At 68.8% G+C, this 25770-nt stretch carries 21 protein-coding genes; 16 read left to right on the forward strand and 5 right to left on the reverse strand.

The genetic code is table 11. From position 1 onward, the window contains the following. The first annotated feature begins 127 nt into the window (after nt 1–127). Complete coding sequence (locus tag ACH0CP_RS11170) at nt 128–3337, forward strand: bifunctional cytochrome P450/NADPH--P450 reductase (protein WP_406888673.1); 3210 nt, start codon at nt 128–130, stop codon at nt 3335–3337. A gap of 33 nt (nt 3338–3370) precedes the next feature. On the opposite strand, the gene ACH0CP_RS11175 is transcribed toward ACH0CP_RS11170, so the two are convergent. From ACH0CP_RS11175 to ACH0CP_RS11190, 4 genes are all read right to left on the reverse strand, one after another. Then, entirely contained in the window at nt 3371–5779 is a 2409-nt protein-coding gene (locus ACH0CP_RS11175) for a TonB-dependent receptor domain-containing protein (RefSeq protein ID WP_406888671.1), read from the reverse strand. Beyond that, nucleotides 5763–6761, reverse strand: coding sequence for a FecR family protein (locus ACH0CP_RS11180; protein WP_406888669.1), 999 nt, complete (start codon nt 6759–6761; stop codon nt 5763–5765). Before ACH0CP_RS11180 ends, ACH0CP_RS11175 begins: the two co-directional genes overlap by 17 nt. A 33-nt stretch (nt 6762–6794) precedes the next feature. Continuing rightward, nucleotides 6795–7331: an RNA polymerase sigma factor gene (locus ACH0CP_RS11185; protein ID WP_406888668.1), complete on the reverse strand. Its 537-nt coding sequence runs from the start codon at nt 7329–7331 to the stop codon at nt 6795–6797. A 74-nt stretch (nt 7332–7405) separates the two neighbouring features. Continuing rightward, on the reverse strand, nt 7406–7981 hold the full coding sequence (locus ACH0CP_RS11190) for a M23 family metallopeptidase (protein WP_406888665.1): 576 nt from the start codon (nt 7979–7981) through the stop codon (nt 7406–7408). A gap of 115 nt (nt 7982–8096) precedes the next feature. On the opposite strand from ACH0CP_RS11190, the gene ACH0CP_RS11195 reads away from it, so the two are divergent. From ACH0CP_RS11195 to ACH0CP_RS11245, 11 genes are all read left to right on the forward strand, one after another. After that, on the forward strand, nt 8097–8903 hold the full coding sequence (locus tag ACH0CP_RS11195; protein ID WP_406888663.1) for an aldolase/citrate lyase family protein: 807 nt from the start codon (nt 8097–8099) through the stop codon (nt 8901–8903). 3 nt (nt 8904–8906) lie between these two features. After that, nucleotides 8907–9740: an inositol monophosphatase family protein gene (locus tag ACH0CP_RS11200; RefSeq protein WP_294445174.1), complete on the forward strand. Its 834-nt coding sequence runs from the start codon at nt 8907–8909 to the stop codon at nt 9738–9740. Further along, entirely contained in the window at nt 9737–11599 is a 1863-nt protein-coding gene (locus ACH0CP_RS11205) for an SLBB domain-containing protein (protein WP_406888661.1), read from the forward strand. The genes ACH0CP_RS11200 and ACH0CP_RS11205 overlap by 4 nt, the downstream gene beginning before the upstream one ends. Next, on the forward strand, nt 11599–12693 hold the full coding sequence (locus ACH0CP_RS11210; protein ID WP_406888660.1) for a capsule biosynthesis protein: 1095 nt from the start codon (nt 11599–11601) through the stop codon (nt 12691–12693). Before ACH0CP_RS11205 ends, ACH0CP_RS11210 begins: the two co-directional genes overlap by 1 nt. Further along, nucleotides 12690–13610: a glycosyltransferase family 2 protein gene (locus tag ACH0CP_RS11215; protein ID WP_406888657.1), complete on the forward strand. Its 921-nt coding sequence runs from the start codon at nt 12690–12692 to the stop codon at nt 13608–13610. Before ACH0CP_RS11210 ends, ACH0CP_RS11215 begins: the two co-directional genes overlap by 4 nt. After that, nucleotides 13607–14893: a hypothetical protein gene (locus ACH0CP_RS11220; RefSeq protein WP_406888655.1), complete on the forward strand. Its 1287-nt coding sequence runs from the start codon at nt 13607–13609 to the stop codon at nt 14891–14893. Before ACH0CP_RS11215 ends, ACH0CP_RS11220 begins: the two co-directional genes overlap by 4 nt. Continuing rightward, on the forward strand, nt 14893–15912 hold the full coding sequence (locus tag ACH0CP_RS11225; protein ID WP_406888652.1) for an NAD-dependent epimerase/dehydratase family protein: 1020 nt from the start codon (nt 14893–14895) through the stop codon (nt 15910–15912). The genes ACH0CP_RS11220 and ACH0CP_RS11225 overlap by 1 nt, the downstream gene beginning before the upstream one ends. Further along, nucleotides 15900–17720 (forward strand): thiamine pyrophosphate-binding protein, encoded by a 1821-nt coding sequence (locus tag ACH0CP_RS11230; protein WP_406888650.1) that lies wholly within the window; start codon nt 15900–15902, stop codon nt 17718–17720. The genes ACH0CP_RS11225 and ACH0CP_RS11230 overlap by 13 nt, the downstream gene beginning before the upstream one ends. Continuing rightward, nucleotides 17717–18121, forward strand: coding sequence for a GtrA family protein (locus ACH0CP_RS11235; RefSeq protein WP_406888649.1), 405 nt, complete (start codon nt 17717–17719; stop codon nt 18119–18121). Before ACH0CP_RS11230 ends, ACH0CP_RS11235 begins: the two co-directional genes overlap by 4 nt. Further along, a complete protein-coding gene (locus ACH0CP_RS11240) occupies nt 18118–19080 on the forward strand; it encodes a class I SAM-dependent methyltransferase (protein ID WP_406888647.1) in 963 nt (320 codons plus the stop codon). Before ACH0CP_RS11235 ends, ACH0CP_RS11240 begins: the two co-directional genes overlap by 4 nt. 117 nt (nt 19081–19197) lie before the next feature. Continuing rightward, nucleotides 19198–20844 carry an ArnT family glycosyltransferase gene (locus tag ACH0CP_RS11245; RefSeq protein ID WP_406888645.1) on the forward strand — a complete coding sequence of 549 codons (1647 nt, stop codon included), beginning with the start codon at nt 19198–19200 and terminating at the stop codon, nt 20842–20844. Between the two features lie 113 nt (nt 20845–20957). Here the strand turns inward: ACH0CP_RS11245 and ACH0CP_RS11250 are convergent, their stop codons facing one another. After that, nucleotides 20958–21233 (reverse strand): hypothetical protein, encoded by a 276-nt coding sequence (locus ACH0CP_RS11250; protein ID WP_294443662.1) that lies wholly within the window; start codon nt 21231–21233, stop codon nt 20958–20960. Nucleotides 21234–21665: 432 nt separating this feature from the next. On the opposite strand from ACH0CP_RS11250, the gene ACH0CP_RS11255 reads away from it, so the two are divergent. The 4 genes from ACH0CP_RS11255 (at nt 21666) to ACH0CP_RS11270 (ending at nt 25762) form a co-directional block, all read left to right on the forward strand. After that, nucleotides 21666–22100: a DoxX family protein gene (locus ACH0CP_RS11255; RefSeq protein ID WP_294443661.1), complete on the forward strand. Its 435-nt coding sequence runs from the start codon at nt 21666–21668 to the stop codon at nt 22098–22100. Between the two features lie 242 nt (nt 22101–22342). Continuing rightward, nucleotides 22343–23959 carry a GMC family oxidoreductase gene (locus tag ACH0CP_RS11260; protein WP_406888643.1) on the forward strand — a complete coding sequence of 539 codons (1617 nt, stop codon included), beginning with the start codon at nt 22343–22345 and terminating at the stop codon, nt 23957–23959. Nucleotides 23960–24057: 98 nt separating this feature from the next. Beyond that, nucleotides 24058–24834 (forward strand): winged helix-turn-helix domain-containing protein, encoded by a 777-nt coding sequence (locus tag ACH0CP_RS11265; protein ID WP_406888641.1) that lies wholly within the window; start codon nt 24058–24060, stop codon nt 24832–24834. A 175-nt stretch (nt 24835–25009) separates the two neighbouring features. Continuing rightward, on the forward strand, nt 25010–25762 hold the full coding sequence (locus ACH0CP_RS11270; protein WP_294443658.1) for a response regulator: 753 nt from the start codon (nt 25010–25012) through the stop codon (nt 25760–25762). Nucleotides 25763–25770 lie beyond the last annotated feature (8 nt).

Below are 25770 nucleotides of genomic sequence, written 5' to 3' on the forward strand. Positions count from 1 at the left end.
AGTGATCCTTTCGCCCGACCCTAGGCCAAAGCGGCCGACAAATGAAGCGTCCAGCCTTCCGCCACGGCAACTTGCGTGGCCGTTGTAGCTATGATTGGAGGCCGCCCCGCAGCACAGGAGCAATGCGATGGCGACGAACGCGACCGAGCCCAGAGAGGCGCGGACCCCGATCCCCGCGCCACCCGGCCTGCCGGTGGTGGGGCATCTGCACCAGATCGCGCGGGCAGGGCTGATCGGCCACCTGCTGCAAGTCGGCCGTGACTTCCCCGAGGGCATCTTCAAGCTGCGCTTCGGCAGCCGCGTGTCGCTGTTCGTGACGAACCCGGACCTCGCCGCCGAGCTTTCGGACGAGACGCGTTTCCGCAAGATGCCGGGGCCGGCCCTGCGCGTGGTGCGCAAGTTCGCCGGCGACGGGCTGTTCACCGCGTTCAGCGAGGAGCCCAATTGGGGCAAGGCGCACCGCATCCTGCTGCCCGCGTTCAGCCAGCGTGCGATGCGCGGCTATTTCGACATGATCGTCGAGGTGTGTGACCAGCTGGTCGCCAAGTGGGAGCGCGCCGCCGGTACCGACGTGTTGGTGGCCGACGACATGACCCGGCTGACGCTGGATTCGATCGCGATCGCCGGCTTCGGCCACCGCTTCAACTCGTTCGAGCGGGAGGAACTCGACAGTTTCCTGCTGGCGCTTGGCCGCGCGCTGACCGAGGCGCTATCGACGATCACGCGGCTGCCGATCCAGAACCGCTTCGCCAAGAAGGCGAAGGCGCAATATGAAGCGGACATCGAGGAGATGAACGCGCTGGTCGACGGCATCATCGCCGACAGGAGGGTAAACCCCACCGACGGCCGCGACCTGCTGAACCTGATGCTGACCGCGGTCGACCCGGAGACGGGCGAGCGGCTGGACGACGTCAACATCCGATACCAGGTGCTGACCTTCCTGATCGCCGGGCACGAGACGACCAGCGGCATGCTGACGTTCGCCTTCGCCTATCTGCTGCGAAATCCGGCGGTGCTCGCGCAGGCCTATGCCGAGGTGGACCGGGTGATGCCGGGCGACGTGCGGCCGGATTACAGCCATGTCGCCAAGCTGGAGGTGATCGAGCGGATCCTGAAGGAGGCGCTGCGGCTGTGGCCGACGGCACCGGCCTTCAGCGTCGCGCCGTTCGAGGACGAGATGATCGGCGGCAAGTGGCTGATGCGCAAGGACCGGCCGGTGAACGTGTTCGTGCCGGGGCTGCATCGTTTCCCCGGCGCCTGGCCGGACCCTGAGAGCTTCGACATCGACCGCTGGCTGCCGGAGAACGAGGCGGCGCGGCATCCGCATGCGTACAAGCCGTTCGGCAATGGCGAGCGCGCATGTATCGGGCGGCAATTCGCGATGGTGGAGGCGAAGATCGCCATGGCGATGCTGCTGCGGCGCTTCGCGATCGGCGATCCGCATTCGTACAAGCTGGCGATCAAGGAAACGCTGTCGATCAAGCCGGACGATTTCTGGATGCGCATCCGGCTGCGCCAGCCGCACGAGCGGCTGAAACTGGCGAGCGCGGCCCCGTCACCGGCGAACGACGACGCGATCGGTTCCGTCGCGGGGACGGGACAGCAGTTTGCGGTGCTCTACGGTTCGTCGCTGGGCACCGCGCGAGACATCGCGGAGGAGATCGCCGAGCGCGCGCGGCTGGATGGGTTCGACGTGACCGTCCGATCGATGGATGAAAGCTTCAAGGGCGGGGCAGCGCCGCAGGACAAGGTGATCGTGATTGTCACCGCGACCTATAACGGCCGCGCACCCGACAGTGCGGTGGAGGTGGAGCGGGCGCTGGACGCCGGCCTGTTCGATGATGCCGACTGGAGCGGTGCGCGTGTCGCGGTGCTTGGCATCGGCAACAGCCAATGGCCGAACTACCAGTTCTTCCCGAAGCGGATCGCGGAGGCGGTCGAGAAAGCCGGGGCGACGATCCTGGTGCCGCGCGCGGAGGCAGACGGGCAGGGCGACTTCGACGGCGCGGTGAGCGGCTTCGTGCGTGACCTGTGGAAGGCGCTGGGCAGCCAAAGCGGGCCGAGCGACAGCGCCGCCTCCCTCTCGTTGACGCTGGTTGATGCGGCGGACACGCGGGCGCAGGCGCTTCCCGAACATGCCCAGCGGCTGGCGATCGTCAGCAACGAGGAGCTGGTGCGCCCGGCCGACGGGCTGTGGGATTTTTCGCACGAGCCGCCGCGCCCGTCGACCCGGCTGATCCGGGTGCGCCTGCCGGAGGGGCAGGTGTATCACACCGGCGATCATATCGCGGTCTATGCCCGCAACCGCCCCGAACTGGTGATGCGCGCGATCGACCGGCTGGGGCTGGACGGCGCGCGGCAGGTGCGGCTGGACGGCAACGGCGGGCGCTTCAAGCATCTGCCGCTTGGCGAGACGGTGACGGTGGCGCAGCTGCTGACCGATTTCGTCGAGCTTTCCGATCCCTTGCCCAGGCGCGCGCTGGCGCAGGTGGCGGCGCAGACGCGCTGCCCGGATACCAAGCGCAAGCTGGCGGCGATCGAGGCGGACTATGATGCGGCGGTGGCGGAGAAGCGCCTGACGCTGATCGACCTCCTCGAAGCGCATCCCGCGGCGGAGCTGTCGTTCGAGAGCCTGATCGAGCTTTCCGCGCCGATCGCGCCGCGCTTCTATTCGATCGCGTCCTCGCCGCTGGTCGACCCGCAGGTGGCGGACCTGATCGTCGGAACGATGGCGGCGCCGGCATGGTCAGGGCTGGGCGAGCATCGCGGCTTTGCCTCCAGCTACATGGGATCGGTGGCGCCGGGCGATCATGTGTTCGGTTATGTCCGCCGGCCCAATCCGCCGTTCGCGCCGCCGGCCGACCCGATGGTGCCGATGATCCTGATCGGGCCGGGCACTGGCTTCGCGCCGCTGCGCGGCTTCCTGCAGGAGCGCGAGGCAAAGCAGGCGGCGGGCGCGGAGGTGGCGACGAGCCTGTTGTTCTTCGGCTGCCGCCATCCCGAGCATGACTGGTTCTGCCGCGAGGACATGGAGCGCTGGGATGCGGCGGGCGTGGCCGAGCTGTTCACCGCCTTCTCCGCGGTGCCGACGCATCCGTGGCGGTTCGTGCAGGACGCGCTGTGGGCCGAACAGGAGCGAGTGTGGGCGGCGCTGCAGGCGGGTGCCTCCATCTATCTGTGCGGTGACGGCAAGTTCATGGCGCCGGCGGTGCGCGACACGCTGATCCGCATCCAGATGCAGCAGGCGGGCGGTGAACATGCGCAAGGCTCGGCGTGGCTGGAGGAGATGATCGCCGCCGGGCGCTTCCACCAGGATGTGTTCGGCTTCGGCAAGTGAGGTGCGGCCTCTGTCTGGAGGCGCGCGGAGCGATCAGAAAGCGAGATCGACGCCGATGCGGATGCTGCGCGGGCGCAGCGGGGTGATGTGATCCTGGTCGCGGATCAGGAACGGCGAGCCGAGCGCGAAGCGGTTGCCGCGCGAGGAGAGCAGGTTCGTGGCGGTTAGCGTCAGCCCGCGGCGATCGTTGCCGATCCGCGCCTCCAGCCCGGTGTCGAAGTAATCGCCCTGTAGCCGGCCGAGGATCGTACCAATGCCGAGCGTCGACTGGCCGATGTACCGGGCATAGCCACTGAGATCGAGGCGGCTGCCGCCGGCGAGCGTGCTGGTATAGGTGAAGCCGAGGCGGCCGCTGCGGTGCGCTACATTCGGCAGGCGGCTTTCGTCGATCGCGCCGATGCTGACCGGCAGGATCGAGAAGGCGGGTTCGGTGATCCGGCTGTCATTGAGGTAGATCGCGCCGTCGAGCTCCAGCCCGGCGAGCGGGCGCCATCGCGCGGACAGGCCGACCGACCAGATGCGGCCATCGCCGATGTTTGCCGTCGTCGGGAAGCCGAATCCGTCGACGATATCGGCCTGGATGTTGCGCCAACTGGTGTGCGAGATGGTGACGCTGGCGTCTAGCGCGCGGCCGTCCCAGCGGCCGCCGACCTCGGTGGTCGAGACACGATCGCCGGCGAAGCGCTGGATGAAATCCTGCCGCACGGCGATGCCGCCGGGCCGGAACCCCTCCTGGTAACGGGCGAAGAGGCTGGCGCGCGGATCGGGGCGCCAGACGATCGCCGCGGAGGGAAGGAGGCGGGTTTCGGAGCGACTGTCACCCGCGCCGGGATCGACCCGCAGCGCAATCGCCTCGAGTACGTCGCGCGACTGGCCGCCGAGCCGCGAATGGGTGAGCCGGCCGCCCACCGTCACCGTCACTTGCGCCAGCGGCGAGACGGCATAGTCGCCGTAGAGCGTCGCCTCATCGACGTTGTTGCGCACGCCCGTCAGTGCCGAGCCTAACCAGGGGCCGCCCATGCGGCGCGAGACGCGGGCGCGATTGTGGAGCAGGCTGGCGCCGATCAGCCATCCCGCGCCGTTCGCGCCGCGGCGAGCGAGGCGAGTCTCGGCGGTGAGCAGGCCGATGCGATTGGTCTGCGTGTAGGTGGTCGGCTCCGCGCCTTCGAGCGGACCCTGCATCGGGCGCAGCGGATCGGGGAGCGTGGGGCCTTCATATTGTTCGAAGACGTGCTGGCCGGTGTAGCCGATCGAATTGGTCCATTCGACCGCGCCCAATGATTTGCGCACGACGAGATCGGTGAGCCAATATTCGTTGCGGAACGGCTGGGCGACGGTGCTGGCGCGGCTGAGACCGTCGGTGACGCGATCGGCATATTGGCTGTCGTCGCCGATGATCCGCTGGCCGAGCGCGGTGAGATCGATCGTCCAGTCGTTGGTCGGCGTGTAGCGCAAGGTGGCGCGGCCCCCGAGCGTGCCGACGCGATTCACGTCGCGCAGGCCACGCGCGCGATCATCGATATAGCCGCCCTCAATGTTGCCGAAGCCGAGCACGCGCAGGGCGAGCGTGTCGGCGACGAGGGGAAGGTTGACGATCGCGCCGCCGTCCGCGCCGGGCTTGCCGTGCTGTGTGGCGAGGACGCCGCCCCATAGTTGCGCGCTGCGATCGCCGGCGTCGGGCGCATTGGGCACGACGCGGACTACCCCGCCGAGCGAGCCGGCCCCGTAGAGCGTGCCTTGCGGGCCTTCCAGCACCTCGATGCTCTTCACGTCGTAGAGGCGAAGGCTCGGGTCCGGCGCGCTGTAGGTGATGCGGCTGTTGCCCCAATACTGGCCGACGGTGGCCTGCGTCGGGCCGACGAAGCTCGAATCCGCGATGCCGCGGATGAACAGCTTGTTGCGGCCGGGGCCGAGGTGAGTTGAGGTGACACTGGCGGCGCGGCTTTCGATGAGATCGGTGCCGCGCGCGGCCTGCGCCAGCGACAGAGTTTCACCAGCGATCACCTGCGCACCGCCGGGATAATCGGCGAGCGGCACGTCGCGCTTGGTGGCAGTGACGATGATGTCCGCGGGGGCTGGCTCGGCGGCGGGCGGGAGAGAAGGCTGGGGCCGGGGGGTGGAGCGCGGCGGAGGCGGGGGCGGGGCGCGTTCGACGATGAAGCTGGCGGTGGCGACGCGGCGGGCGATGGCGCCGGTGCCGGCGAACATCCGCTCGAGCGCCTGCGCCGGGGTGTAGCGCCCGCGGACCGCCTTGACGGGCAGCCGCGCGAGGGCGGGTTCGCGGATGCCGATGCTGATCCGGCCCTGGCGCGCGAGCAGGCGGGTCGCCTCCTGCGCGGGGGCGGCGGGGGTATCGATCTCGGCCGCACGTTCCTGCGCCGCGGCGGGAAGGGCCGCAGCGGTGCCGGCGATCGCAAGGGCGATGCTAGCGGCGCGCACCATCGCGCGGCGCCATCCGCCACCCCTGGCCGTCGCGGGTGACCGTCACTTCCGCCAGCGGACCGACCCGCGCCATCACGGCAGCCGGGCCGCCATCGAGCATGATCGTGCCGGTGAAGCGCTGGTCCGCGAGATCGGGGGCGACGGCGACCGGCGCACCGATGTTGCGGCCGAGCTGGCGCGCGACATCGCCAAGCGTGGCGTCGTTGAACTGGAGGTACCCGGTGCGCCAGGCGCCGATCGACGCGGTATCCACGGCGCGCTTCTCAGGGGCGGCGCTGGCCGAGGGGCGGACCAGCATCTCGCCGGCATCGAGCCGCATCTCGCCGCCGGGGCCGCGATAGACCACTGCGCCTTCGGCTACCGCGACGTCGAGCGCGCCGCTGTCCGCGACGACGTTGAACACGGTGCCGATGTCGGTCAGCCGGGTGCCGTCAGGCGTGATGACGATGAACGGGCGCGTATCGCTGTGGTGCACGGTGAACAGCGCCTCGCCGCTGGCAAGCTCCACCTGCCGGGGATTGTCCCGATCGATGGTGAGGCGGGTGCCGCCGTTCAAGATGATGTGCGAGCCGTCGGCCAGGTCGAGCTCGCGCCGCTCGCCGGGCTGCGTCGCATAGACCATCGTGTCGCTGCGCTGGAAGGCGATCCAGCTGCCGCCGACCGCGACCACCACCGCTGCGGCTGCCACCGCCGGCATGCGCCACGCGCCGGAGCGACGGTGCGGCTGCGCGGGCTGGGCGGGGGACGCTGCCGGTGCGGGCGACCAAGCGGGCCTGGGCTTGGCGGCCGGCTCCGGCGGCGCGTCGAACAGCTCGTCCGCGGCGTCCATCTCGTCCAGCGCGGCCTCATAAGCTGCGTTGTGGGCGGGATCGGCCTCCAGCCAGGTGGTGAACCCGTCCCAATCGGCGAAGTCGGGCGCACGCAGGCGGATCGCCCAAAGGCGACCTTCCTCGCGCAGCGCGTCTTCGGACTTGCCGTTCATGCCCATCTCCCCATCGAGACGGAGCCGTGCCGCCTATTCCGCATCGAACTTCGCCTTCAGCCGGGCCAGCGCGCGATAGGCCTTCTGCAAATCCTTTTCGATCGAGCTGAGGCTGACGCCCATCTCGCGCGCGATCTCGTTCTGGCTGACGCCGTCGAGCCGGAAGCGGCGGAACACCTGGCTGACGCGCGGGCCCTGCTCGGCGAGCGCGGCATCGGCGGCGGCAAGCCGCTCGCGCGCGATCAGCGCCCGTTCGCCGACCGCCGGCTCTTCTGGCGAGACGCTGACTTCGTGCCAATCCTGCTGCCGCCGGGCGCGGCTGACCGCGCTGCGCCGGCGATCGCGCATCACGTTCTCGGCGGCGCGGAAGAGATACGATACCGGATCGGCGATCGGCTGCTGCGGCACGCCGACCAGCCGCTGCCAGAGATCCTGCAGCACGTCCTCCGCCTCGTCACCGGCACCACGCGCGGCGAGGAACCGGAGCAGTCGGGGGCGCTCGTCCACCAGGACGCGGGCAAGGCCGCCAAGATCGGGATCCGGACTCATCGCGCGTGGGAAAGCACCCATCGGCGCCCTTGCCAAGACCCCCAGAGGTTTCGCTGGTGGCCCGTCGGGCCGCCGAGAGTGGTGGGCGAGCGCGCTCATCGACCCAGGATCGCCCGTGCTTCGCGCCCGCCGGGGAGGCGCGTTGGTGGCATAGTTGCGCCATCGCTCGCCTCGGCGAAGCGGGAGCGATGCCGCTGTTCGGGGGCGTCTGTGACGGGAGTCGTAGCGGTCGGGGCGGCGGCGCCGAAATGCGGCAGCGGATCAATCGGCGTGCCGGCGACGCGATATTCGAAATGGAGGTGGCTGCCGGTGGCGCGGCCGGTGCTGCCGATCGCGCCGATCGGCTGCCCCTGGCGCACCTCCTGATCGGGGCGCACGAGGATTCGCGACAGATGCGCATAGCGCGTCGTGCTGCGATCGGGATGTTCGAGCTCGACGAGCAACCCATAGCTGCCGCGCCGGGCGGCGACGCGCACGACGCCGGTGGCGGCGGCGAGCACCGGCGTCCCGGCATGGGCGGCAAGATCGATCCCGCGATGCACCGCGCGTGCACCGTGCAGCGGATCGATCCGGATGCCGAAGCCGGACGACAGCCGCGCCGGATTGGCGAGCAGCGCGCTGGGCAAGGCAAGGGCGAGGAGCGCCGGGGCGATCAGGGCGATCAGCTTCATGCCGGCGGGACGGAACCGTGGGCCCCGACCCGCAGCGCAAATTTCGTTGCGGGTCGACGCCGCCGACCGCGTCTTCCCCTTCGAAACCCCAGCAATCGCCACCGGGAGGGAGGACATGAACCGAACCGAAGCCGCCATGCTCGACATGCTGAAAAAGGGCCGCGACCATTATGGCGTGGTGGCCGTGAAGGCCGAGTTCGAGGCGGAAGGAACGCGGCCGGACGAGCTGCTGCGGCTGCTGGACCTGGCGCGCCGGGCCGACCTGAAGGTGGCGCTGAAGATCGGCGGTTGCGAGGCGATCTCCGACCTCCACGCCTCGCGCCTCTATGGCACCGACTACATCATCGCGCCGATGATCGAGACCCCGTACGCGCTCTCCAAGTTCGCCGATGCGCGCGACAAGGTGTATGGCGCGGGCGCGCACCATACCGACTTTCTCTTCAACCTGGAGACGGTGACTGCGCTCGAGGCGCTGGACGCGCTGCTGCCGCTGGCCGCCGAGCGGCTGGACGGTGTGGTGTTCGGCCGCGTCGATTTCACGCTTTCCCAGGGTCTGCCGCGCGGCGCGGTGAACGAGCGGGCGATCACCGATGCGGTGCTGCGCACGGCCGAGGCATGCCGGCAGCACGACATCGACCTCGTCGTCGGCGGATCGGTGTCTGGGGAAGCGGCGGCGCCGCTGCGCGAGATGCGGGCGATCCGCCTCGACCGGTTCGAGACGCGCAAGGTGGTGTTCGACGGCGCGGCGGCGGAAACGGCCGAGTTCGAGGCGGGCATCGCCCATGCTGTCGCCTTCGAACTCGCCTGGCTGGAGAACAAGCGCGACCATTATCGCGCGATTGCCGAAGAGGATGCCGCGCGGATCGCGATGATGGTGGAGCGCCGCGCGCGTGGCGCCAAGCCGCAGCTGGTGGCGGCCTGAGCCATGGGCCTGTCGCGAGAGGTTGCCGCGCTGATGCGGGGCGTCGCCCAGGAGGTAGTTCTGTCACGCTATCGCCTGCTGGGGGCCGCCGACATCGCCGAGAAGAGCCCGGGCGAGATCGTCACGGCGGTTGATCGCGAGGCGGAGCTTCGGCTGCGCGAGGGGCTGGTGCGGCTGGAAGGCGATGCGCGCATCGTCGGCGAGGAAGCCTGCGCCGATGATCCGCGCCTGCTGGACGGCATCGGCCGCGGCCTCGTCTGGCTGATCGATCCGCTGGACGGGACGGCGAATTTCGCGCGCGGCGAAGGTGCGTTCGGCATGATGATCGCGCTGGTTGCCGATGGCGAGCCGGTCGCATCCTGGATGCTGGATCCTTTATCTGGCCGGATGTGCCATGCCGAGCGCGGGCTTGGTGCGTGGATCGATGATCGGCCTGCTAGGATCGCGCCGCGTGACGAGCGGCGGCGGCCGGTGGCGGCGCTGGCGACCCAGTTCATGGCCGGCAGCGACCGGCTGCGTGTCGAGCGATCGGCAGCGCGGGTGTTCGCGCTGGAGCCGATCCCGCGCTGCGCGGCGGAAAGCTATCCGCGGCTCGTCACCGGGCGGAACCAGCTGGCGGTGTTCCAGCGCATCCTGCCGTGGGACCATGCCGCTGGCTTCCTGTTCCTGGCTGAGGCCGGCGGGCGCGCAACGCATTGGGATGGTGAGCCCTATCGCGTCGGATCCGGACGTGCCGGCCTGATCGCGGCTGCCAGCGAGGATGCGTGGCGGCGCGCGATGCATGTCCTGTCCGCCCCGCTTTCCGCGATCGATCGATACGAGCCGCTTGCCGCATGATGATCATCACTGCTGGTCGTCTGGCGGGCATGTCGCTCGTCCTGTGTGCTGCCCCGTTGGCGGCGCAACTTGCCTCGCCGATCGGCGGGGCGAGCCCGGCGGGTATGGGCGTGGGCGCTGCCCCCCGCGCCGCGCCCGGTGTCGCCGTGCCCCCGGCGACCCCCGCCACCTTTTCCCCGATGCGGATCGAGGCGCGCCCCGAGCCGGCTGAGCCCGAGCCGCATCCGGCGGCGCCGGCGGCACCCCAGTTGCCTGCCGCGCCAAGCGAGTTCGAGGCCTATGTCTCGAGCATCGCGGGCAAGCCGCTACGCCGCTTCGGCAGCGAACTGGTGACGCCGGGGGCGCGCGACTTCGCGTTGCCGGGCACGGCGGCGGTGCCGAGCGACTATCGCCTCAATCCGGGTGACCAGCTGCGCCTCGACCTTTCGGGATCGGTGCAGGCGTCGAACCTGTCGCTGACCGTGGATCGCGAGGGGCGGATCTTCGTGCCCGCGGTTGGCGCGGTGGTGGTGGGCGGCGCGCGCTATGGCGACTTGCACGGCGTGATCTCGCGCGCGGTGTCGCGGCAGTATCGCGGCTTCACGCTCGAGGTCGGCATGGGCCGGCTGCACGGCATCACCGTCTATGTCACCGGCTTCGCGCGGGCGCCGGGCGCCTACACCGTCAACAGCGTCGCGACGCTGGTGAACGCGGTGCTGGCGGCGGGCGGGCCTTCGGAAGGCGGCAGCTTCCGCTCGATCAGCCTGAAGCGCGGCGGGACGCTCGTCTCCGACTTCGATCTTTATGACCTGCTGCTGCGCGGCGACACGTCCGGCGACGCGGTGCTGCGTAACGGTGACGTGATCCATATCGCACCAGCCGGCGAGCAGGTGGCGGTGATGGGCAGCGTCAACCGCGAGGCGATCTTCGAGGTCGCGCCCGGCGAGACGATCGCGCAGGCGGTGGCCTATGCCGGCGGCGTCAGTACCGTGGCGGACGACACGCGGCTGATGGTGCTCGATACGCTCGGCAAGGCCGATGGCGGGTGGCGGCAGCTTTCCGCAGCGGAAGCGGCGGCGCGGGCGGTACGGCGCGGCGACGTGGTGCGCGTGCTGAGTGATGCCGGTCTGGCGCGGCCGATCGCGCAGCAGCCGGTGCTGGTGACGCTGAGCGGCGAGGTCGCGCGGCCGGGGCGCTATTATGTGCCGCCGGGCACGCCGCTGTCCGAGGTCGTGACCAAGGCCGGCGGGCTGACGCCGCAGGCCTTTCCGTTCGCCAGCGTCATCACGCGCGAGTCCGTGAAGGCGCAGCAGCGCGAGAGCTTCGCGCGGGCGGTGGACGATGTGGAGCTTCTGCTCGGCACGCAGCCGCTGGTGTCGGCCAATCGTGCGCAGCTCGCCTCCGCGGCGAACCTGCAGCTGATCGACCAGGTGGTGGCGAAGATGCGCGAGCGCGAGCCGACCGGGCGGCTGGTGTTCGACGTACCGGTGACGGCGACGACGCTGCCGGCCGACCTCATCGTCGAGAATAACGACAGCGTGCACGTGCCGACGCGGCCGGCGACGATCGGCGTGTTCGGCGCGGTCGCGAGCCCGGCGTCCTTCGCTTACCGGCCGGGGCAGACGATCGGCGACGCGGTGCGCAGTTCGGGCGGGATCCAGTCGCTCGGCGACAGGAAGGAAATCTTCGTCGTGCGCGCCAACGGCATGGTGCTGGCGCGCGGCAAGCGGACGCTGCGCGAGCCGGCGCTGCCGGGCGATCTCGTCTTCGTCCCGGTCGACGCCAATCGCGGCGAGTTCTGGGCGCGGCTGCGCGATATTACCGGCAGCCTGTTCGGCAGCGTGATCGGTGCGGCCACTATCGCGAATGCGGTGAACTGATGGCGCGGGTGATCGCATGGGTGCGCGGTCCGCGCTGGCGGCTGCGCATGTACGCCGCGCTGGCGGTCGTGCTCGCGGTGCTGTGCCTGGTGCCGCAGCCGTATGAGGCGCGGGCGAAGCTGGTGCCGCAGGAGCCGGGGAGCCTTGGGCTGGGTTCGACGATGAACGCGCTTGGCGGGCAGCTGGGCGGCTTTGCCGCGCTGCTCGGCGGGGCGAAGCAGCCGATCGACCTCTACCTCACCATCGCGCGCGGGCGCGAGGTGGCGGATGCCGTGATCGGGCGGCTGAAGCTGACGGATCGTTATGGCTCAGCGCGCAAGGCGCAACTGGCGCTGGCGAAGAAGGTGGACGTCCATTCGCTGACCGGCGGCGTGATCGAGATCGAGACGCGCAGCCGCGACGCGGAGGAGGCGGAGGCGCTCACTCGCGCTTATGTCGCCGCCGTCACCGATCGGCTGAACGCGCTGAGCCGTGACCGGGTACTACGCAAGCAGCAGGTGGTGCGGGCGCGCTTTCGTCAGGCGGGCGAGCGGGTGGTGAAGGCGGAGGCGGCGCTGCAGGCGTTCCGTCGCCGCAACCGGCTGGCCGAGCCCGAGGCGCAGCTTGGCGCCGAGCTGTCGTTGCGCGCGGGGTTGCAGGCACAATTGCAGGCGAAGCAGGTGGAACTGCAGACGCTGCGCCAGTTCCAGGGCGACGAGAACCCGCAGCTGCGCGCGGTGCAATCGGAAGTGGCGGCGCTGCGGGCGCAGATCGCGCGGACCGCCGATCCGGCCTCTGGCGCGGCGGGACCGAACGTGGCGGGCCTGTCCGAAGTGTCGGGCGCGTACCTCGACCTGTATCGTGACTATCGCTTCGCGCAGGCGCTGTACGAGGTCTACGCGCGATCATCCGAGGAGATCGCGGTCGAGGCGCTGGCGGCGGAGACCGCGTCCGACGCGCAGGTGATCGAGGCGCCGCGGCTGGATGCGGATCGAAAGTATAACGTGCCCGCGGTCGCGCTGCTGGTGATGGTGATCGCGCTAGCGCTGTTCACCGAAGTCTATGCGCCGGCGACGGGCATTCGCCTGCCGCTGATCGGGGAGTCGCGGCGGTGACCCGGCCCGAGCTTTCGATCGTCATCCCGTGTTTCAACGAGATCGAGAACGTGCGCGCTATTGTGGCGGCGGTTTCGCGCGAGGCGGTGTCGCACGTCGCGAGCCATGAGATCATCCTGATCGACAATTGTTCGACCGACGGGACGCGCGAGGCGATCGCGGAAATCTGTCGTGGCGACAACCGGGTGCGGGCGATCTTCAACAATCGCAATTACGGCCAGATGCGCTCGCCGACCCACGGCATCTACCAGGCGCGAGGTCAGTCGGTGATCGGCATGTGCGCCGATTTCCAGGATCCGCCGGCAATGATCGGCGAGTTCGTCGCGCTGTGGCGCGCGGGCGCAAAGGTGGTGCTGGCGCAGCGGCGGAGTGAACGCGCCGGGATCGCGCTGACGGCGGTGCGGCGGCTTGGTTATGCGGTGCTGGCGCGCGTCGGCGATTATCCGGTGGTACCGGGGGCGACCGGCTTTGGGCTCTATGACCGGGCGGTGGTGGATACGCTGCGCACGTGGCGGGAGCCCGAGCCGTTTTTCCGCGGGATGGTGATCGAGAGCGGGTTTCCGGTCGCGCTGGTGCCGTTCGACCGGCCACCGCGGGCGGCTGGCGAGACCAAGAACGGGATCGCGAGCCTTGCCAGCTTCGCGCTGTCGGGCCTCGCCGGGTCAGCCAAGTCGCTGCTTCGCCTGCCGATCATCCTGGCACTATGGGGCTATGGCGCCGCGTTGCTTGCCGCGATCGCCGGCGTGCTGGGGGGCGCGGGCGCGTTGCTGTGGCTGGCGCTGATCCTGGCGATGTTCGCGACGGTGCTGCTGTTCCTTGGCCTGATCGGGGATCAGGTGCGCCTGATCGGCGAGCGGACGCGCGGCGTGCCGCTGGTGATCGAGGAGGCGCGGCTCAACTTCCCCGACGCGGCATGAGCGCCGGGCGCGCCTTTCCCTGGGCCGAGTATGCGCTGATGCTGGCGGTGGCGGCGAGCGCTGGCGCGGCTGCGCTGTGGCTGGCGCGCACCGGCTACCTGCCGCAGCCGTTCGTGTTCGACACGAACGACACGTTCATGGACTGGTTCAACACCGCTTTCTGGGCGAACCGGCCCGGCGCCTATGACGTGTGGCGAAGCATCTATCCGCCGCTGTCGTTCGTGTTCCTGGACCTGACCACGCTGCCGGGCTGTTACCTGAGCTCACCGTTCCACGCGCGCGATTGCGACTGGCTGGCGCGGGCGACGATCCTGGCGTTCTACCTCGTCGATATCGTGCTGGTCGCGATCGCTTTTCGCCGGGCGGACGCGCGCACCGCGCTGCCGCGCACGATCGCCTTTGCGATCGGCCTGCCTTTGCTGTTCACGCTGGAGCGGGGCAATCTGATCCTCGTCGCCTTCGCCGCCTTCGTGCTGGCTTATGGTGGTGTCACGCGCAACGGGGCGGTGCGTGCGCTGTCGGTAGCGGCTACGATCAACTTCAAGCCCTACCTGCTGCTGCCCGCGCTGGCGCAGGCGGTGCGGCGTGACTGGCGGCCGCTGGAACTGGCCGGCATCGCGACGGTGCTGCTGTATTGCGCGACGCTCGCCTGGGTAGGGGCCGGGACGCCCGGCGAGCTGGTTTCGAACACCGCGAACTGGGTGAACTTCGTAGCCGGGCAGGTCTGGAACGAGGTGAATTACTCGACCAGCTACGCGCCGTTCCTGCTGATGCGCGAGAGCCAGCTGCCGCTCCTGACCTTCGTCTCCTCGCGGCTGGTGGAGGGGATCGAAGGCGTCGTGCCGATCGTGATCCGGGCGACGCAGGGGCTGGCTCTGGTGACGCTGGCGGCGGCCTGGTTGCAGCCGCGCGCGTTGAGCGAAGCGCGGATCGCGGCGATCATGCTTGGCGCGTATCTCGTGACCCAGTCGCCGGGTGGGTACACGCAGGTGTTCCTGCTGTTCCTCGTCCTGCTGGAGCCAGGGCGGGGCGGGGCGATCCCGGCGATCGTCGCGGCATATCTGCTGTGCCTCGTCGGCGACTGGCCGCTGGCAACGGTGCTGGAACTCAACACGACGAGCTGGCTGACCGGCCGGCCGGTAAACCCCAGTTTCGGGCTGACGCTGGGCCATTTCGCACGGCCCGGGCTGGTGGTGCTGATCGTCTGGGCGCTGTCGATCGATTCCCTTCTTCGTGTCGCGCGGGCGCATCGCAGCGCGCGGCCGGTGCTTGGCTTTGCATGATGATACCGGAAGCTGATCTTGCGGCGATCGATGCCGCGCTGGCGCCCTACTGGCCGGCGCTGGACGGCGCGCGCCTGTTCGTGACGGGCGGCACCGGCTTTATCGGCCGGTGGATGCTGGAGGCGCTGGCACGGGCGCCAATCACCGTCTCCGCCACGGTACTGACGCGCGAACCTGCGGGCTATGCGGTGCGGGCGCCGCATCTGGCGACGCGCTTTCCCGGCGTGAAGGGCGACATATTGCAGTTCGAGCCGCCGCCGGGGCCCTTCACCCATGTGATACATGGTGCGACCGACGCAAGCGCGGCGCTGACCGCGAACGATCCGCGGCGTATGTTCGACACGATCCTGGCGGGGACCAGCGCCGCGGCGGAGGTGGCGCGGCGCGATGGCGCACGCTTTCTGCTGATGAGTTCCGGCGCGGTCTATGGCGTGCAGCCGCCCGTGCTGTCGCATGTCGACGAGAGCTGGACCGGCGGGCCGGACGTGCGCGACCCGCGATCCTCCTATGGCGAGGGGAAGCGGGCGGCTGAGACGCTGACGACGATCTATCACCGCCAGCTGGGGATCGAGACGGTTAGCGCGCGGATTTTCGCGCTGCTTGGCCCCGGCCTGTCGCTCGACACGCATTTTGCGGCGGGCAACTTCATCCGGGACGCGATCGCCGGGCGGCGGGTCATCGTGCAGGGCAGCGGGCAGGCGGTGCGATCCTACCTCTACGCCGCGGACCTTGCGGTGTGGATGTGGCAGCTGGTGATCAGCGCGGCGCCCGGCAGCACGTACAATGTCGGATCGGAAGAAGCGGTGTCGATCGCGCAACTCGCTCGGCGGACGGCGGCGGTGCTGGGCGCGCCCGGCGTCGACGTGCTCGGTCGGCCGGACCCAGGCTGGAACCCCGGCCGCTACGTTCCCTCGACTGCCGCGATCCGCCGCGATCTCGGCCTTACCACCACCGTCACTCTCGACGACGCGATCCGGCGCACTGCCGCCGCCAATGGATGGATATCATGCCCCAAGTGAAGCTTTCCGCCTGGCTTGCCGATTGGCTGGCCGATCACGGCATCGCCCATGTCTTCATGCTGACGGGTGGCGGTGCGATGCATCTCAACCATTCGCTCGGCACGCATCCGCGGCTGAGGACGACCTTCACCCACCACGAGCAGGCGCTGGCGATCGCCGGCGAGGCCTATGCCCGGCTGACCAACCGGCCGGCGGTGGTGAACGTCACCTCCGGCCCCGGCGGCACGAATGCGATCACTGGCGTGTACGGCGCCTATGTCGACTCGATCCCGATGCTGGTGCTGTCCGGACAGGTGAAGCGCGAGACGACGGTGCGCTCAACCGGGCTGCCGCTGCGCCAGCTGGGCGACCAGGAGCTCGATATCGAGGAGCTGGTGCGGCCGATCACCAAATATGCGGTGATGGTCGAGGATCCGGCGACGATCCGCTACCATCTGGAGAAGGCGCTGCATCTGGCGACGACCGGCCGGCCGGGACCGGTGTGGGTCGACATTCCGCTCGATGTGCAGGCGGCGATGATCGATCCCGACGCGCTGGCTGGCTTCGATGCAGGCGAACTGGATGAGCCGTGGCGGGAAACGGATTGCACGGCCGCCGCGCGCGCAATCCTTGACCGGGTTGCAGTGGCGGAGCGGCCGGTTGTGCTGGTCGGCAGCGGGGTGCGACTGAGCGGAGCGCATGACGAGTTCATTCGCCTGATCGAGAAGCTGGGCGTGCCGGTCGTCACTGCGTGGAACGCGCACGACGCCCTGTGGGACGATCACCCGCTTCACGCCGGGCGGCCGGGGACGGTCGGCGATCGCGGCGGCAACATGGTGACGCAGAGCGCGGACCTGCTGCTGGTGCTGGGCAGCCGACTGAACATCCGTCAGGTGAGCTACAACTGGCAGAGCTTCGCGCGGGCGGCGTACAAGATCTGGGTCGACGTGGACCCGGTGGAGCTTCGCAAGCCGACCGTGAAGCCGGACATGCCGGTGGTGGCGGATCTGGCGGAGCTGCTGCCCGCCCTGTGCGCGGCGGACTATGCCGGGCCGAGCGCGGCGCATCGCGAATGGCTGAGCTGGGCCAAGGAGCGGGTGCGCGCTTTCCCGGCGGTGCTGCCCGAATATCGCGATCACGGCCCGGCGAACCATCCCTATGTAGCGATGGAGGCGCTGTTCGAGGCGCTGGCGCCCGATGACGTGGTCGTCACCGGCAATGGATCGGCGTGTGTCGTCAGCTTCCAGGCGGGGCGGATCCAGCGCGGGCAGCGGCTGTGGACCAATTCGGGCTGCGCGACGATGGGCTATGACTTGCCGGCGGCGATCGGCGTGTGGGCGGCGACCGGCGGCAAGCAGCGCGTGATCTGCATCGCGGGCGACGGCAGCATCATGATGAACCTGCAGGAGATGCAGACCATCGCCGGCTACGGCATGCCGGTGAAGGTCTTCCTGATCAACAATTCGGGCTATGTCTCGATCTTCCAGACGCACCGCAACTTCTTCAACGGCGTGGAGGTTGGCGGCGGGCCGAAGAGCAACGTCACCTTCCCGAGCTTCAAGCGGATCGCGGATGCCTTCGGCTTCGCTTATGCGCGCGCCGAGGGGCACAATGATCTGCCCGCCGCGATCGCGGCGACGCTGGACGCGCCCGAGCCGGCCCTGTGCGAGATCATCGTCGACGAGCATGTCGCCTTCGCGCCCAAGCTGAGCGCGAAGGTGCATCCCGATGGGCGTATCACCTCGCCGCCGCTGGAGGATCTGTCGCCCTTCCTGCCGCGCGAGGTACTGGCGGCGAATATGGCAATCCCGCTCGAGGAAGAGGCATGACCGTGGCGGCCTTGCCCGGCGGCCGGCCGCTGCGCTTCCTGGTGGCAGGGGCGGCGAACACGGCGTTCGGCCTCGCCATCTATCCAGCGCTGCTGTGGAGCGTGCCGGCGTTCGCGATGCATTACATGATCGCGCTTGGCGCGGCGCAGGTGGTGAGCCTGTGCTTCGCCTTCGCCACGTACAAGCTGGGCGTGTTCCGCACGCGCGGCAATATCGCGCGCGAGTTCGGCGCGTTCTCGGGCTTTTACCTGTTCAACTATGCCGCGAACTGGGCGGCGCTGCCGCTGCTGGTGGAGCTTGCCGGCATCCCGCCGGTGATTGCGCAGCTTGGCTTTGCGATCGTGCTGATCGCGACCAGCTGGTTCTGGCACAGCCGCGTGACGTTTCGGGGCGAGCGATGAAACCTTCGTTGACGCTGCCGGCGCTGCGCGAGCGCGCCTGCCCGTCGTGCGGAAGCCGGGATGCTGCGCCTGAGGTGACGAGCGGGGGCGAGGTGGAGCGGCAGACGCTCGACGCGCTGCGGCCCTATTGGTTCGGGATCGACAAGGAGCGGCGCTTCTTCCCCTATCATCGCTGCCTTGAGTGCGGACTGCTGTACAACCGCATCTTCTTCGACGAAGCGCAACTGTCCGAGCTTTATGGCGCGATGCCGCCGAACATGGATCTGGTGCCGGACGAGGCGATCGTCGCCACGCAGCGCGGCTATTTCGCGGAAGCGGTGGCACGGGTGGAGCTGGGCGGCGATTACCTCGAGATCGGGCCGGACGTCGGCCATATCGTGCAGGCGGCGCGCGAGACGAGGCGGTTCGGGCGGTTCTGGCTGTTCGAGCCGAACCGGGCAGTCCACGGCCGGCTGCGCGCCGCCGCGCCAAGCGCGACGATCCTGCTCGGGATGGACGATCTGTCCCCGGTGCCGAGCGGGAGTGTGGGCCTTGCGGTGATGGTTCATGTGCTGGATCACCTGCTCGACCCTATCGCGCTGCTGGCGGAGATCAGGCGCACGCTGCATCCGGCAGGGACGCTGATGATCGTGACGCATGACGAAAGCTCGCTGCTGCGGCGGCTGCTTGGGCCGCGCTGGCCTGCGTTCTGCCTGCAGCATCCCGAGCTCTACAATCCGGGAACGATCCGCAACCTGCTGGCGCGCGCCGGACTGGAGACGGTGACGGTGATGCGCAGCGCGAACCACTTCCCGGTTGATTTCCTGGCGCGGCAGGCGGCGCAGGCGGCGGGCGTGCGGCTGGGTCGGCTGCCGTTGCCGAAGCGCGCGGTAAAGCTGCGCCTCGGCAACATGCTGACGCTAGCGCACGCGGATCAGGCGGCGGCTGCGTTCCGGGTGCCGGCGGAAAGCGCGGCGTAATGGGCGATCTGATCGAGCCTTACATGCGGGGCATTGGGTGACGGGAACGATTGATTGCGCCCCGATCGCTGCCGAGACCGCCGGCCAGTATCACGGTACGCATGGGTCCTCCCGCAGATGATAGTCGCAGGGAAGACGGAAACGGCGGGGCCGGCCCGCATGCCGACGAGCCGCGCCGAGCACGCAGCGATCGCGCTGATTCTGCTGATCGCGGCGGGTGTGCGGCTGTGGCACATCGACTTCGGGTTGCCTGCGCTGAACGATCCGGACGAGCCGGTGTTCATCATGACGGCGCTGGACATGCTGCGTGAGGGGCGGCTGAACCCCGGCTGGTTCGGGCATCCGGCGACATTGCTGTTCTACCTGCTGGCGCTGGTGATCGTCGGCGTGGCGGGCACGGGGCTGATGCTTGGCCGATGGGCAAGCACCGACGCCTTCGTGGCGGCGGTGTTCGCGGATCCGGCGACGATCGTGCTGCCGATGCGGGTGATGATCGCGGGCTTCGGCGTGGCCAGCGTTGCGATGACGTGGCGGATCGGGCGGCGGATCGCGGGGCCGGCGGCCGGGCTGGTCGCCGCGCTGCTTCTCTCGATCAACGCGCTCCACGTCGAACTGTCGCAGGTGATCCGTACCGACATGCTGGTGACGCTGTTGATGGGATGGTGCCTGCTGGCGGCACTGGCCATCCTCAAGCATGGCAGGGTGCGCTACCATGTGATCGCCGGTATCGCGGCGGGGCTGGCCTGTGCGACGAAATGGCCGGCATTCCTGGTCCTTGCCGCGCCAGTGCTGGCTTCGTTCGGCTATCGTGGGGGCGGGCGTGACCGACGGCTGGCGCTGCTCGCGCCGGCAGTTGCGGTTGTGACGCTGATCATCGTCTCCCCCTATCTGCTGCTCGACTGGCAGACGGTGGTCCATGACCTGCGCGGTGAGGCGCGGCCGCTGCACCTTGGCGCGACCGGGCACGGCCTGATCGGTAATCTGTGGTGGTACGTCAGCCATCCGCTGTACCAGACGTTCGGTGGGGCCGGGCTGGGGCTCATCGCGATCGGAGCAGCCGCGCTGGCGCGCGGGCGGGCGGGGCGGCTGGTGATATTGCCGACCTTTGCCGTCATCCTCTTGGCCCTTGCGGCGCAGCCGCTGGTGTGGGCGCGGTGGATCGTGCCGTTGCTGCCGCTCGCGGCGATCATGGCGGCCGCTGGACTGTGCCGGATCGTGGATCTGGTGCCGAAGGGATCGGGCCAGTTGGCGGTTGGCGGTGTGATCCTGGCGACGGTGTCGGCAGGAATGACAAGCACGACCTTCGCCCGGCAGCATGCGCGAGGCGATGATCCGCGGCAGGCCGGATCCGCCTGGGTGAACCGCCATGTGCCGGCGACGCAATCGATCCTGGTGGAGCATGCCGCCTTCGATCTGCTCAGACGACCCGGCGTGATGCTGTTTCCGCTGGGGAGCGCCGGCTGTGTCGATGTGCGGACAGCGTTGGCCGGGGCGCCGAGCCATCGGCGGATCAACAAGATGCGGGAGGGGCGCGCGATCGTGGACCTCGGCCATCTGGATGAGGCGGCGCTGACGAGGTGCCGTGCCGACGTGCTGATCCTGAGCAATTATGCGCGGTATCGGGCGGAAGCGGCGCGGTTTCCGCGGGAGGTGGCCAATTACCGGCGACTGGTGGCCGGATATACGGCGCGCGCGACATTCGGGCGCGCTGGCGAAGAGGGTGAACGACAGGTGGAGGTCTTCATGCGCGATGCGGCGCAATAGGCGCCCGGCAGCGTTAGTCGCAGCCCTGGCCGCCGGACGCGGTGGTGGACAGGGCCGATCAGCGCCTGTTCCACCGCGTCGCGGCGACCGGGTTGGGTCCGGGCCGCGCCAACTCAGCTGACCATGTAATATGAGGTGCGGCTGAAGTGGCTGCCCGGGTTGTACAGCAAGTGCCGGTGCGTCATCGCCAAGAGGCAGTCGTCCGTGCAGCCGCCGGCGATCTCCGGAAACATGGAAGTCTGCGCTTCCGTTGGCGGTGTCACGACGAAGAGAATGGCGAAGGTCATGGTCAGGGCCGCGATCGAACTGATGATGCGGGATTGGACGCGCGGGTAAACCGACGCGATCTTCTTCTGCGGCAGTGCCGGACTGTTGTGGACGAGCTTCATGGGGTGTCCCTCCTTATTGGACGGCGGCCATCTAGGAAGCGAAGGTCACAAGTCAGTGGCGCAAGCGCGGTGCTGCGTTAGGCCTGTAACCGAGGGGCGCGCAGCCGACCGGCTGCGCGCGACGACGGGCAGTGGATTGCAGCAGTAGCGCGGCGCGGTGCGGCGGTAATCGACCCGTCTCCAGCGCGTCGCAGTGAAGGCGGCATGACGCATCAGGAAGACCAGCATTGCGGCACTAGCCGGACCTCACTCTGGTCGGCGCTGCTCGACAGTTTTGCCCTTTGTGCCTGCGCAACGCACCCGACCGCAGAGTCCGTCGGCTTCATGATGCGTGTTCACGCGCGGCGTACGGAACGGCGCCGCGGTCACTCGCCTGGCCCTGTTGCAGCGCGCCGCGCGCCCGCGAGGCTGGCCCACTGTTGGAGATTTTCCATGAACGCTTCGATCAAACGCCTGCTGTGCCGCCCGTCCGCGACCATGGTCGCGCGGATTGCCGTAACCTTTCCATTCTGGAGCAGCGGCTTTTCCAAGCTGCTCGCCTTTGATGCGGGTGCGGCCGAGATGGCGGCGTATGGGCTGGAGCCGGCCGCCGTGTTCAACGCCGCGACGGTGATCGTGCAGCTGGGCGCATCCGCGCTGATCGTGCTTGGCCGCTTCGCCTGGCTGGGAGCAGCGATCCTCACGGTTTTCACCGCGCTGACGATCGTCCTCGTGCACCGCTTCTGGGCGATTACCGACGAGCCTTTCCGGACGATCGCGCTGCACGTGTCGATGGAGCATGTCGGCATCATCGGGGGGCTGATCGGAGTCGCGGCGCTGGCGGCGGTGCAGGAGCGCGATGGGCGCCCTGTGCCGCGCACAGCGTGAGCGGGCTTTATTTCATCTGTAACGCGGCGTCCCTGAACGTCCCGAGGCTCAGGAAATCGACCTGAACTCAATGTGATGATGTTTGTGGCGCGGGTCTTTCCGAGGGAGTGACGGTGTCCAGCGGCTACCAACAGCAAATCGGCAGGATTGTATAATCTGATAGAATTGATACTTACCGTCCTGCGACGAACGCAGTCAGCGGATCGTCATTCGGATCAACGCACATCGACGGGAGCAAGGGAATGCCGACCGGAACGACCCAGCAAGATCATGATTTCGCGCGCCGCGCCGCGGAGAACCAGGCTCGCCTGACCAGCAATCTTTCCGACAGCTACGACTTCATCGTCTGCGGGGCGGGTTCGTCCGGTTCGGTGGTGGCGCGTCGGCTGGCGGAGAATGGCGCTGCATCGGTACTGTTGATCGAGGCTGGCGGCAGCGATGAGGTGGCCGCCGTGCTGGAGCCCGGCCTGTGGCCGACCAACCTGGGCAGCGAGCGTGACTGGAACTTCGTCGCGGAGCCCAATCTGCATCTCAACGGCCGCTCGCTTCCCATGTCGATGGGCAAGGGGCTTGGCGGCGGATCGAGCATCAACGTGATGGTCTGGGCGCGCGGCCACCGCAGCGACTGGGATTATTTCGCGAAGGAGGCGGGCGACGAGCGCTGGGGCTATCAGGCCGCACTCGACACCTATCGCCGGATCGAGAATTGGCAGGGGACGCCCGATCCCGATTATCGCGGCACGGGCGGCCCGGTGTGGGTGCAGCCGGCAAAGGAGCCCAGTCCGCTGGCGCACGCCATGCTGGATGCGGCCGGGGAGCTCGGCATCCCCACCTTCGACAGCCCCAACGGGCGCATGATGGATGGCGACGGCGGCGCCGCGATCTCCGACATGCTGGTGCGCGACGGGAAGCGTCATTCGCTGTTCCGCGCTTATGTGCAGCCAGTGCTGGACCGCCCGAACCTGACGGTGCTGACCGGCGCGACGGTGCTGCGCGTCATCATTGCGGGCAAGCGCGCCACTGGCGTCGAGATCGAGCGCGATGGGCGGCGGCACACGATCACCGCGCGGCACGAAACCGTGCTGTCGCTGGGCGCGATCCAGACCCCCAAGGTGCTGATGCATTCCGGCATCGGCGACGAGGCCGAACTGAAGCGCGTGGGCCTGCCGGTGGTGCAGCATCTGCCGGGCGTCGGCCGCAATCTGCAGGACCATGTCTCGTTCGGCTGCACCTGGGAATTTGTCGAGCCGATCGCGCCGCGAAACAGCGGGAGCGAGGCGACGCTGTACTGGAAGAGCCGACCTGAGCTGGAATCACCGGATCTGCTGTTCTGCCAGGTCGAGTTCCCGGTGCCGAGCGAGCGCACCGCGGCGCTCGGCGTGCCGGAGCATGGCTGGACGATGTTCGCCGGGCTGGCGCGCCCGGCGAGCCGGGGGCGGCTGCGCTTGCGCAGTGCCGATCCGCACGCGCCGCTCGAGATCGACGCGAACATGCTGTCCGACCCGATCGACCTCCAGGCAGCGATCAAGTGCGTCGAACTGTGCCGCGAGCTTGGCAATGCGCAGGCTTTCCGGCCGCTAGTGAAGCGCGAGGTGATGCCGGGTAACCTCAGCGGCGGCGCGATGGAGGATTACATCCGCGACGCGGCCGTCACGTACTGGCACCAGACCTGCACGGCGAAGATGGGGCGCGATGCGCTTTCCGTCGTGGATGCATCGCTGAAGGTCTATGGCATCGAGGGCCTGCGGATCGCCGACGGTTCGATCATGCCGCGCGTCTCGACCGGCAACACCCAGGCGCCCTGTGCCGTCATCGGCGAGCGCGCAGCCGACATGCTGCGCGAGGCGCATCGGGTTTGAACCGACCCCCAGCCTGACCACCCCGGGCCCGATCCGCGGGCGAGCGTAGCCGAAGACGGCGCGCTCGTCCGCGGCAGGGCAAGTTCACGGAGCCGATCATGTATCACTTTGCCTCGCTTCAGCCCGCCGCCCAGCAACCGCCGATCGCAGCGCGGCCGCGCCATATCGGCCGCGTGCTCGTCATCGAGGAAGATGCCGGCACGCGGTCCGCGATCCTCACCTATCTGGAAGATCATGAATGGTCGGCGGTGGCGTGCACGCCGCAGGAGATCGGGCGGCATCTGCATAACCAGCAGCTGAGCCTCGTGATCATGAGCGCGCGGCTCCGGGCGCGCGACGCGCTGGACCTGGTGCGTGAAGTGCGCAGCCGATCCTATGTGCCGATCATCCTGTTCCGCACCGATGGCGAGCCCGCAGGGGTCGAGCGGATCGTGGGGCTGGAATTGGGCGCGGACGATTTCCTGTCCGGCCCGCTGAACCTCGAGGAGCTGATGGCGCGGGCGCGGGCGATCTTGCGCCGGCAGGAGCTTGGCCGGCTGGCGCCGCAGCCCCTGCGGGGCGGCTATCGCTTTGCCGGTTGGGAGCTGCGCCACGCAGGGCGGACGCTGACCTCGCCGTGCGGTGACGAGGTGAGCCTGACCAAGAACGAATATGCGCTGCTCAACGCCTTGCTCGAGGCGCCGGGCCGGCCGCTGTCACGGCTTCATCTGATGCGCAGCACGCGCGTGCACGAGGATATCTACGACCGCAGCATCGATGTGCAGGTGCTGCGCGTACGGCGCAAGCTGTCTCGCGAGCCGGGCGGCGAGGAGCTGATCAAGACGGAGCGCGGCTACGGTTACCGCCTGGACGCACAAGTGGAGCCGTTGTTCTGATATGATTGTGCACAAGACTTTGCCGATGCGCGCGCTTCATTGACCGCGTGATCCGGCGGTTTGGTCGCAAACTCGCCGTAAACGGTTACAGTCGTGACTGCGACTGTTCTTATCCTTTGGCCCCGTCCGTAAGGCACCGCGCTGTCGCTGCTGGTGTTTTAGGAGGAGGCTTTGGATGATGATGATTGAAGCGGCGGAAGTATCGTCGCACGCGAAGGCTGCACGCATCCTGCTGGTGGATGATGATCCCGCGATGCAGCGAATGATCGTCAGCTACCTCAACGATCACAACATGAACGCGACCGCCGTATCGGGGCGCAAGAGCCTGATGCACACGCTGGCAGTGCGTGAGCCGGATCTGGTGATCCTGGATCTTCATCTTGGCGAGGATGACGGGCTGGACGTGCTGCGCGAACTGCGCGCGAAAAGCGTCGTGCCCGTCATCCTGATCACCGGCAACCGCCGCGAGGAGGTGGACCGGGTCGTCGGGCTTGAGCTTGGCGCGGACGATTACGTGACCAAGCCGTTCGGGCTGCGCGAGTTGCTGGCGCGGGTGCGCGCGGCGCTGCGGCGGCGGACGATGGATCGCCTGCGCCCGCCGAAGCAGCGGGAACTGCTGTTCACCTTCGCTGGCTGGCGCTTCGACCAGCGGCAGCGCGAGCTGACGTCACCTGCGGGCGAGCAGGTGACGCTTACCAAGAGCGAGTTCGCGCTGTTGAGCGCCTTCGTCCAGGCACCCAATCGGACGCTCTCACGCGAGCACCTGCTGCGCGCGACGCGGATCCACGAGGATGTCTATGATCGCAGCATCGACGTGCAGATCCTGCGGTTGCGGCGCAAGCTGGAGGACGATGCCCAGTCGCCGCGCTTCATCCGCACCGAGCGCGGCATGGGATACCGCTTCCTGGCGGAGGTGGAGGTGCAGTGAGGGGAAGC

Source organism: Sphingomonas sp. 179-I 2A4 NHS, from assembly GCF_045369135.1.
GTDB lineage: Bacteria > Pseudomonadota > Alphaproteobacteria > Sphingomonadales > Sphingomonadaceae > Sphingomonas.

Coding starts and splice junctions, on each gene's coding strand:
- ACH0CP_RS11225 (WP_406888652.1), top strand. CDS start 14,893: ATGATACCGGAAGCTGATCTTGCGGCGATCGATGCCGCGCTGGCGCCC.
- ACH0CP_RS11270 (WP_294443658.1), top strand. CDS start 25,010: ATGATGATGATTGAAGCGGCGGAAGTATCGTCGCACGCGAAGGCTGCA.
- ACH0CP_RS11205 (WP_406888661.1), top strand. CDS start 9,737: ATGATGATCATCACTGCTGGTCGTCTGGCGGGCATGTCGCTCGTCCTG.
- ACH0CP_RS11260 (WP_406888643.1), top strand. CDS start 22,343: ATGCCGACCGGAACGACCCAGCAAGATCATGATTTCGCGCGCCGCGCC.
- ACH0CP_RS11245 (WP_406888645.1), top strand. CDS start 19,198: ATGATAGTCGCAGGGAAGACGGAAACGGCGGGGCCGGCCCGCATGCCG.
- ACH0CP_RS11185 (WP_406888668.1), bottom strand. CDS start 7,331: ATGGGTGCTTTCCCACGCGCGATGAGTCCGGATCCCGATCTTGGCGGC.
- ACH0CP_RS11180 (WP_406888669.1), bottom strand. CDS start 6,761: ATGAACGGCAAGTCCGAAGACGCGCTGCGCGAGGAAGGTCGCCTTTGG.
- ACH0CP_RS11240 (WP_406888647.1), top strand. CDS start 18,118: ATGAAACCTTCGTTGACGCTGCCGGCGCTGCGCGAGCGCGCCTGCCCG.
- ACH0CP_RS11255 (WP_294443661.1), top strand. CDS start 21,666: ATGAACGCTTCGATCAAACGCCTGCTGTGCCGCCCGTCCGCGACCATG.
- ACH0CP_RS11235 (WP_406888649.1), top strand. CDS start 17,717: ATGACCGTGGCGGCCTTGCCCGGCGGCCGGCCGCTGCGCTTCCTGGTG.
- ACH0CP_RS11170 (WP_406888673.1), top strand. CDS start 128: ATGGCGACGAACGCGACCGAGCCCAGAGAGGCGCGGACCCCGATCCCC.
- ACH0CP_RS11265 (WP_406888641.1), top strand. CDS start 24,058: ATGTATCACTTTGCCTCGCTTCAGCCCGCCGCCCAGCAACCGCCGATC.
- ACH0CP_RS11200 (WP_294445174.1), top strand. CDS start 8,907: ATGGGCCTGTCGCGAGAGGTTGCCGCGCTGATGCGGGGCGTCGCCCAG.
- ACH0CP_RS11195 (WP_406888663.1), top strand. CDS start 8,097: ATGAACCGAACCGAAGCCGCCATGCTCGACATGCTGAAAAAGGGCCGC.
- ACH0CP_RS11210 (WP_406888660.1), top strand. CDS start 11,599: ATGGCGCGGGTGATCGCATGGGTGCGCGGTCCGCGCTGGCGGCTGCGC.
- ACH0CP_RS11250 (WP_294443662.1), bottom strand. CDS start 21,233: ATGAAGCTCGTCCACAACAGTCCGGCACTGCCGCAGAAGAAGATCGCG.
- ACH0CP_RS11175 (WP_406888671.1), bottom strand. CDS start 5,779: ATGGTGCGCGCCGCTAGCATCGCCCTTGCGATCGCCGGCACCGCTGCG.
- ACH0CP_RS11190 (WP_406888665.1), bottom strand. CDS start 7,981: ATGAAGCTGATCGCCCTGATCGCCCCGGCGCTCCTCGCCCTTGCCTTG.
- ACH0CP_RS11220 (WP_406888655.1), top strand. CDS start 13,607: ATGAGCGCCGGGCGCGCCTTTCCCTGGGCCGAGTATGCGCTGATGCTG.
- ACH0CP_RS11230 (WP_406888650.1), top strand. CDS start 15,900: ATGCCCCAAGTGAAGCTTTCCGCCTGGCTTGCCGATTGGCTGGCCGAT.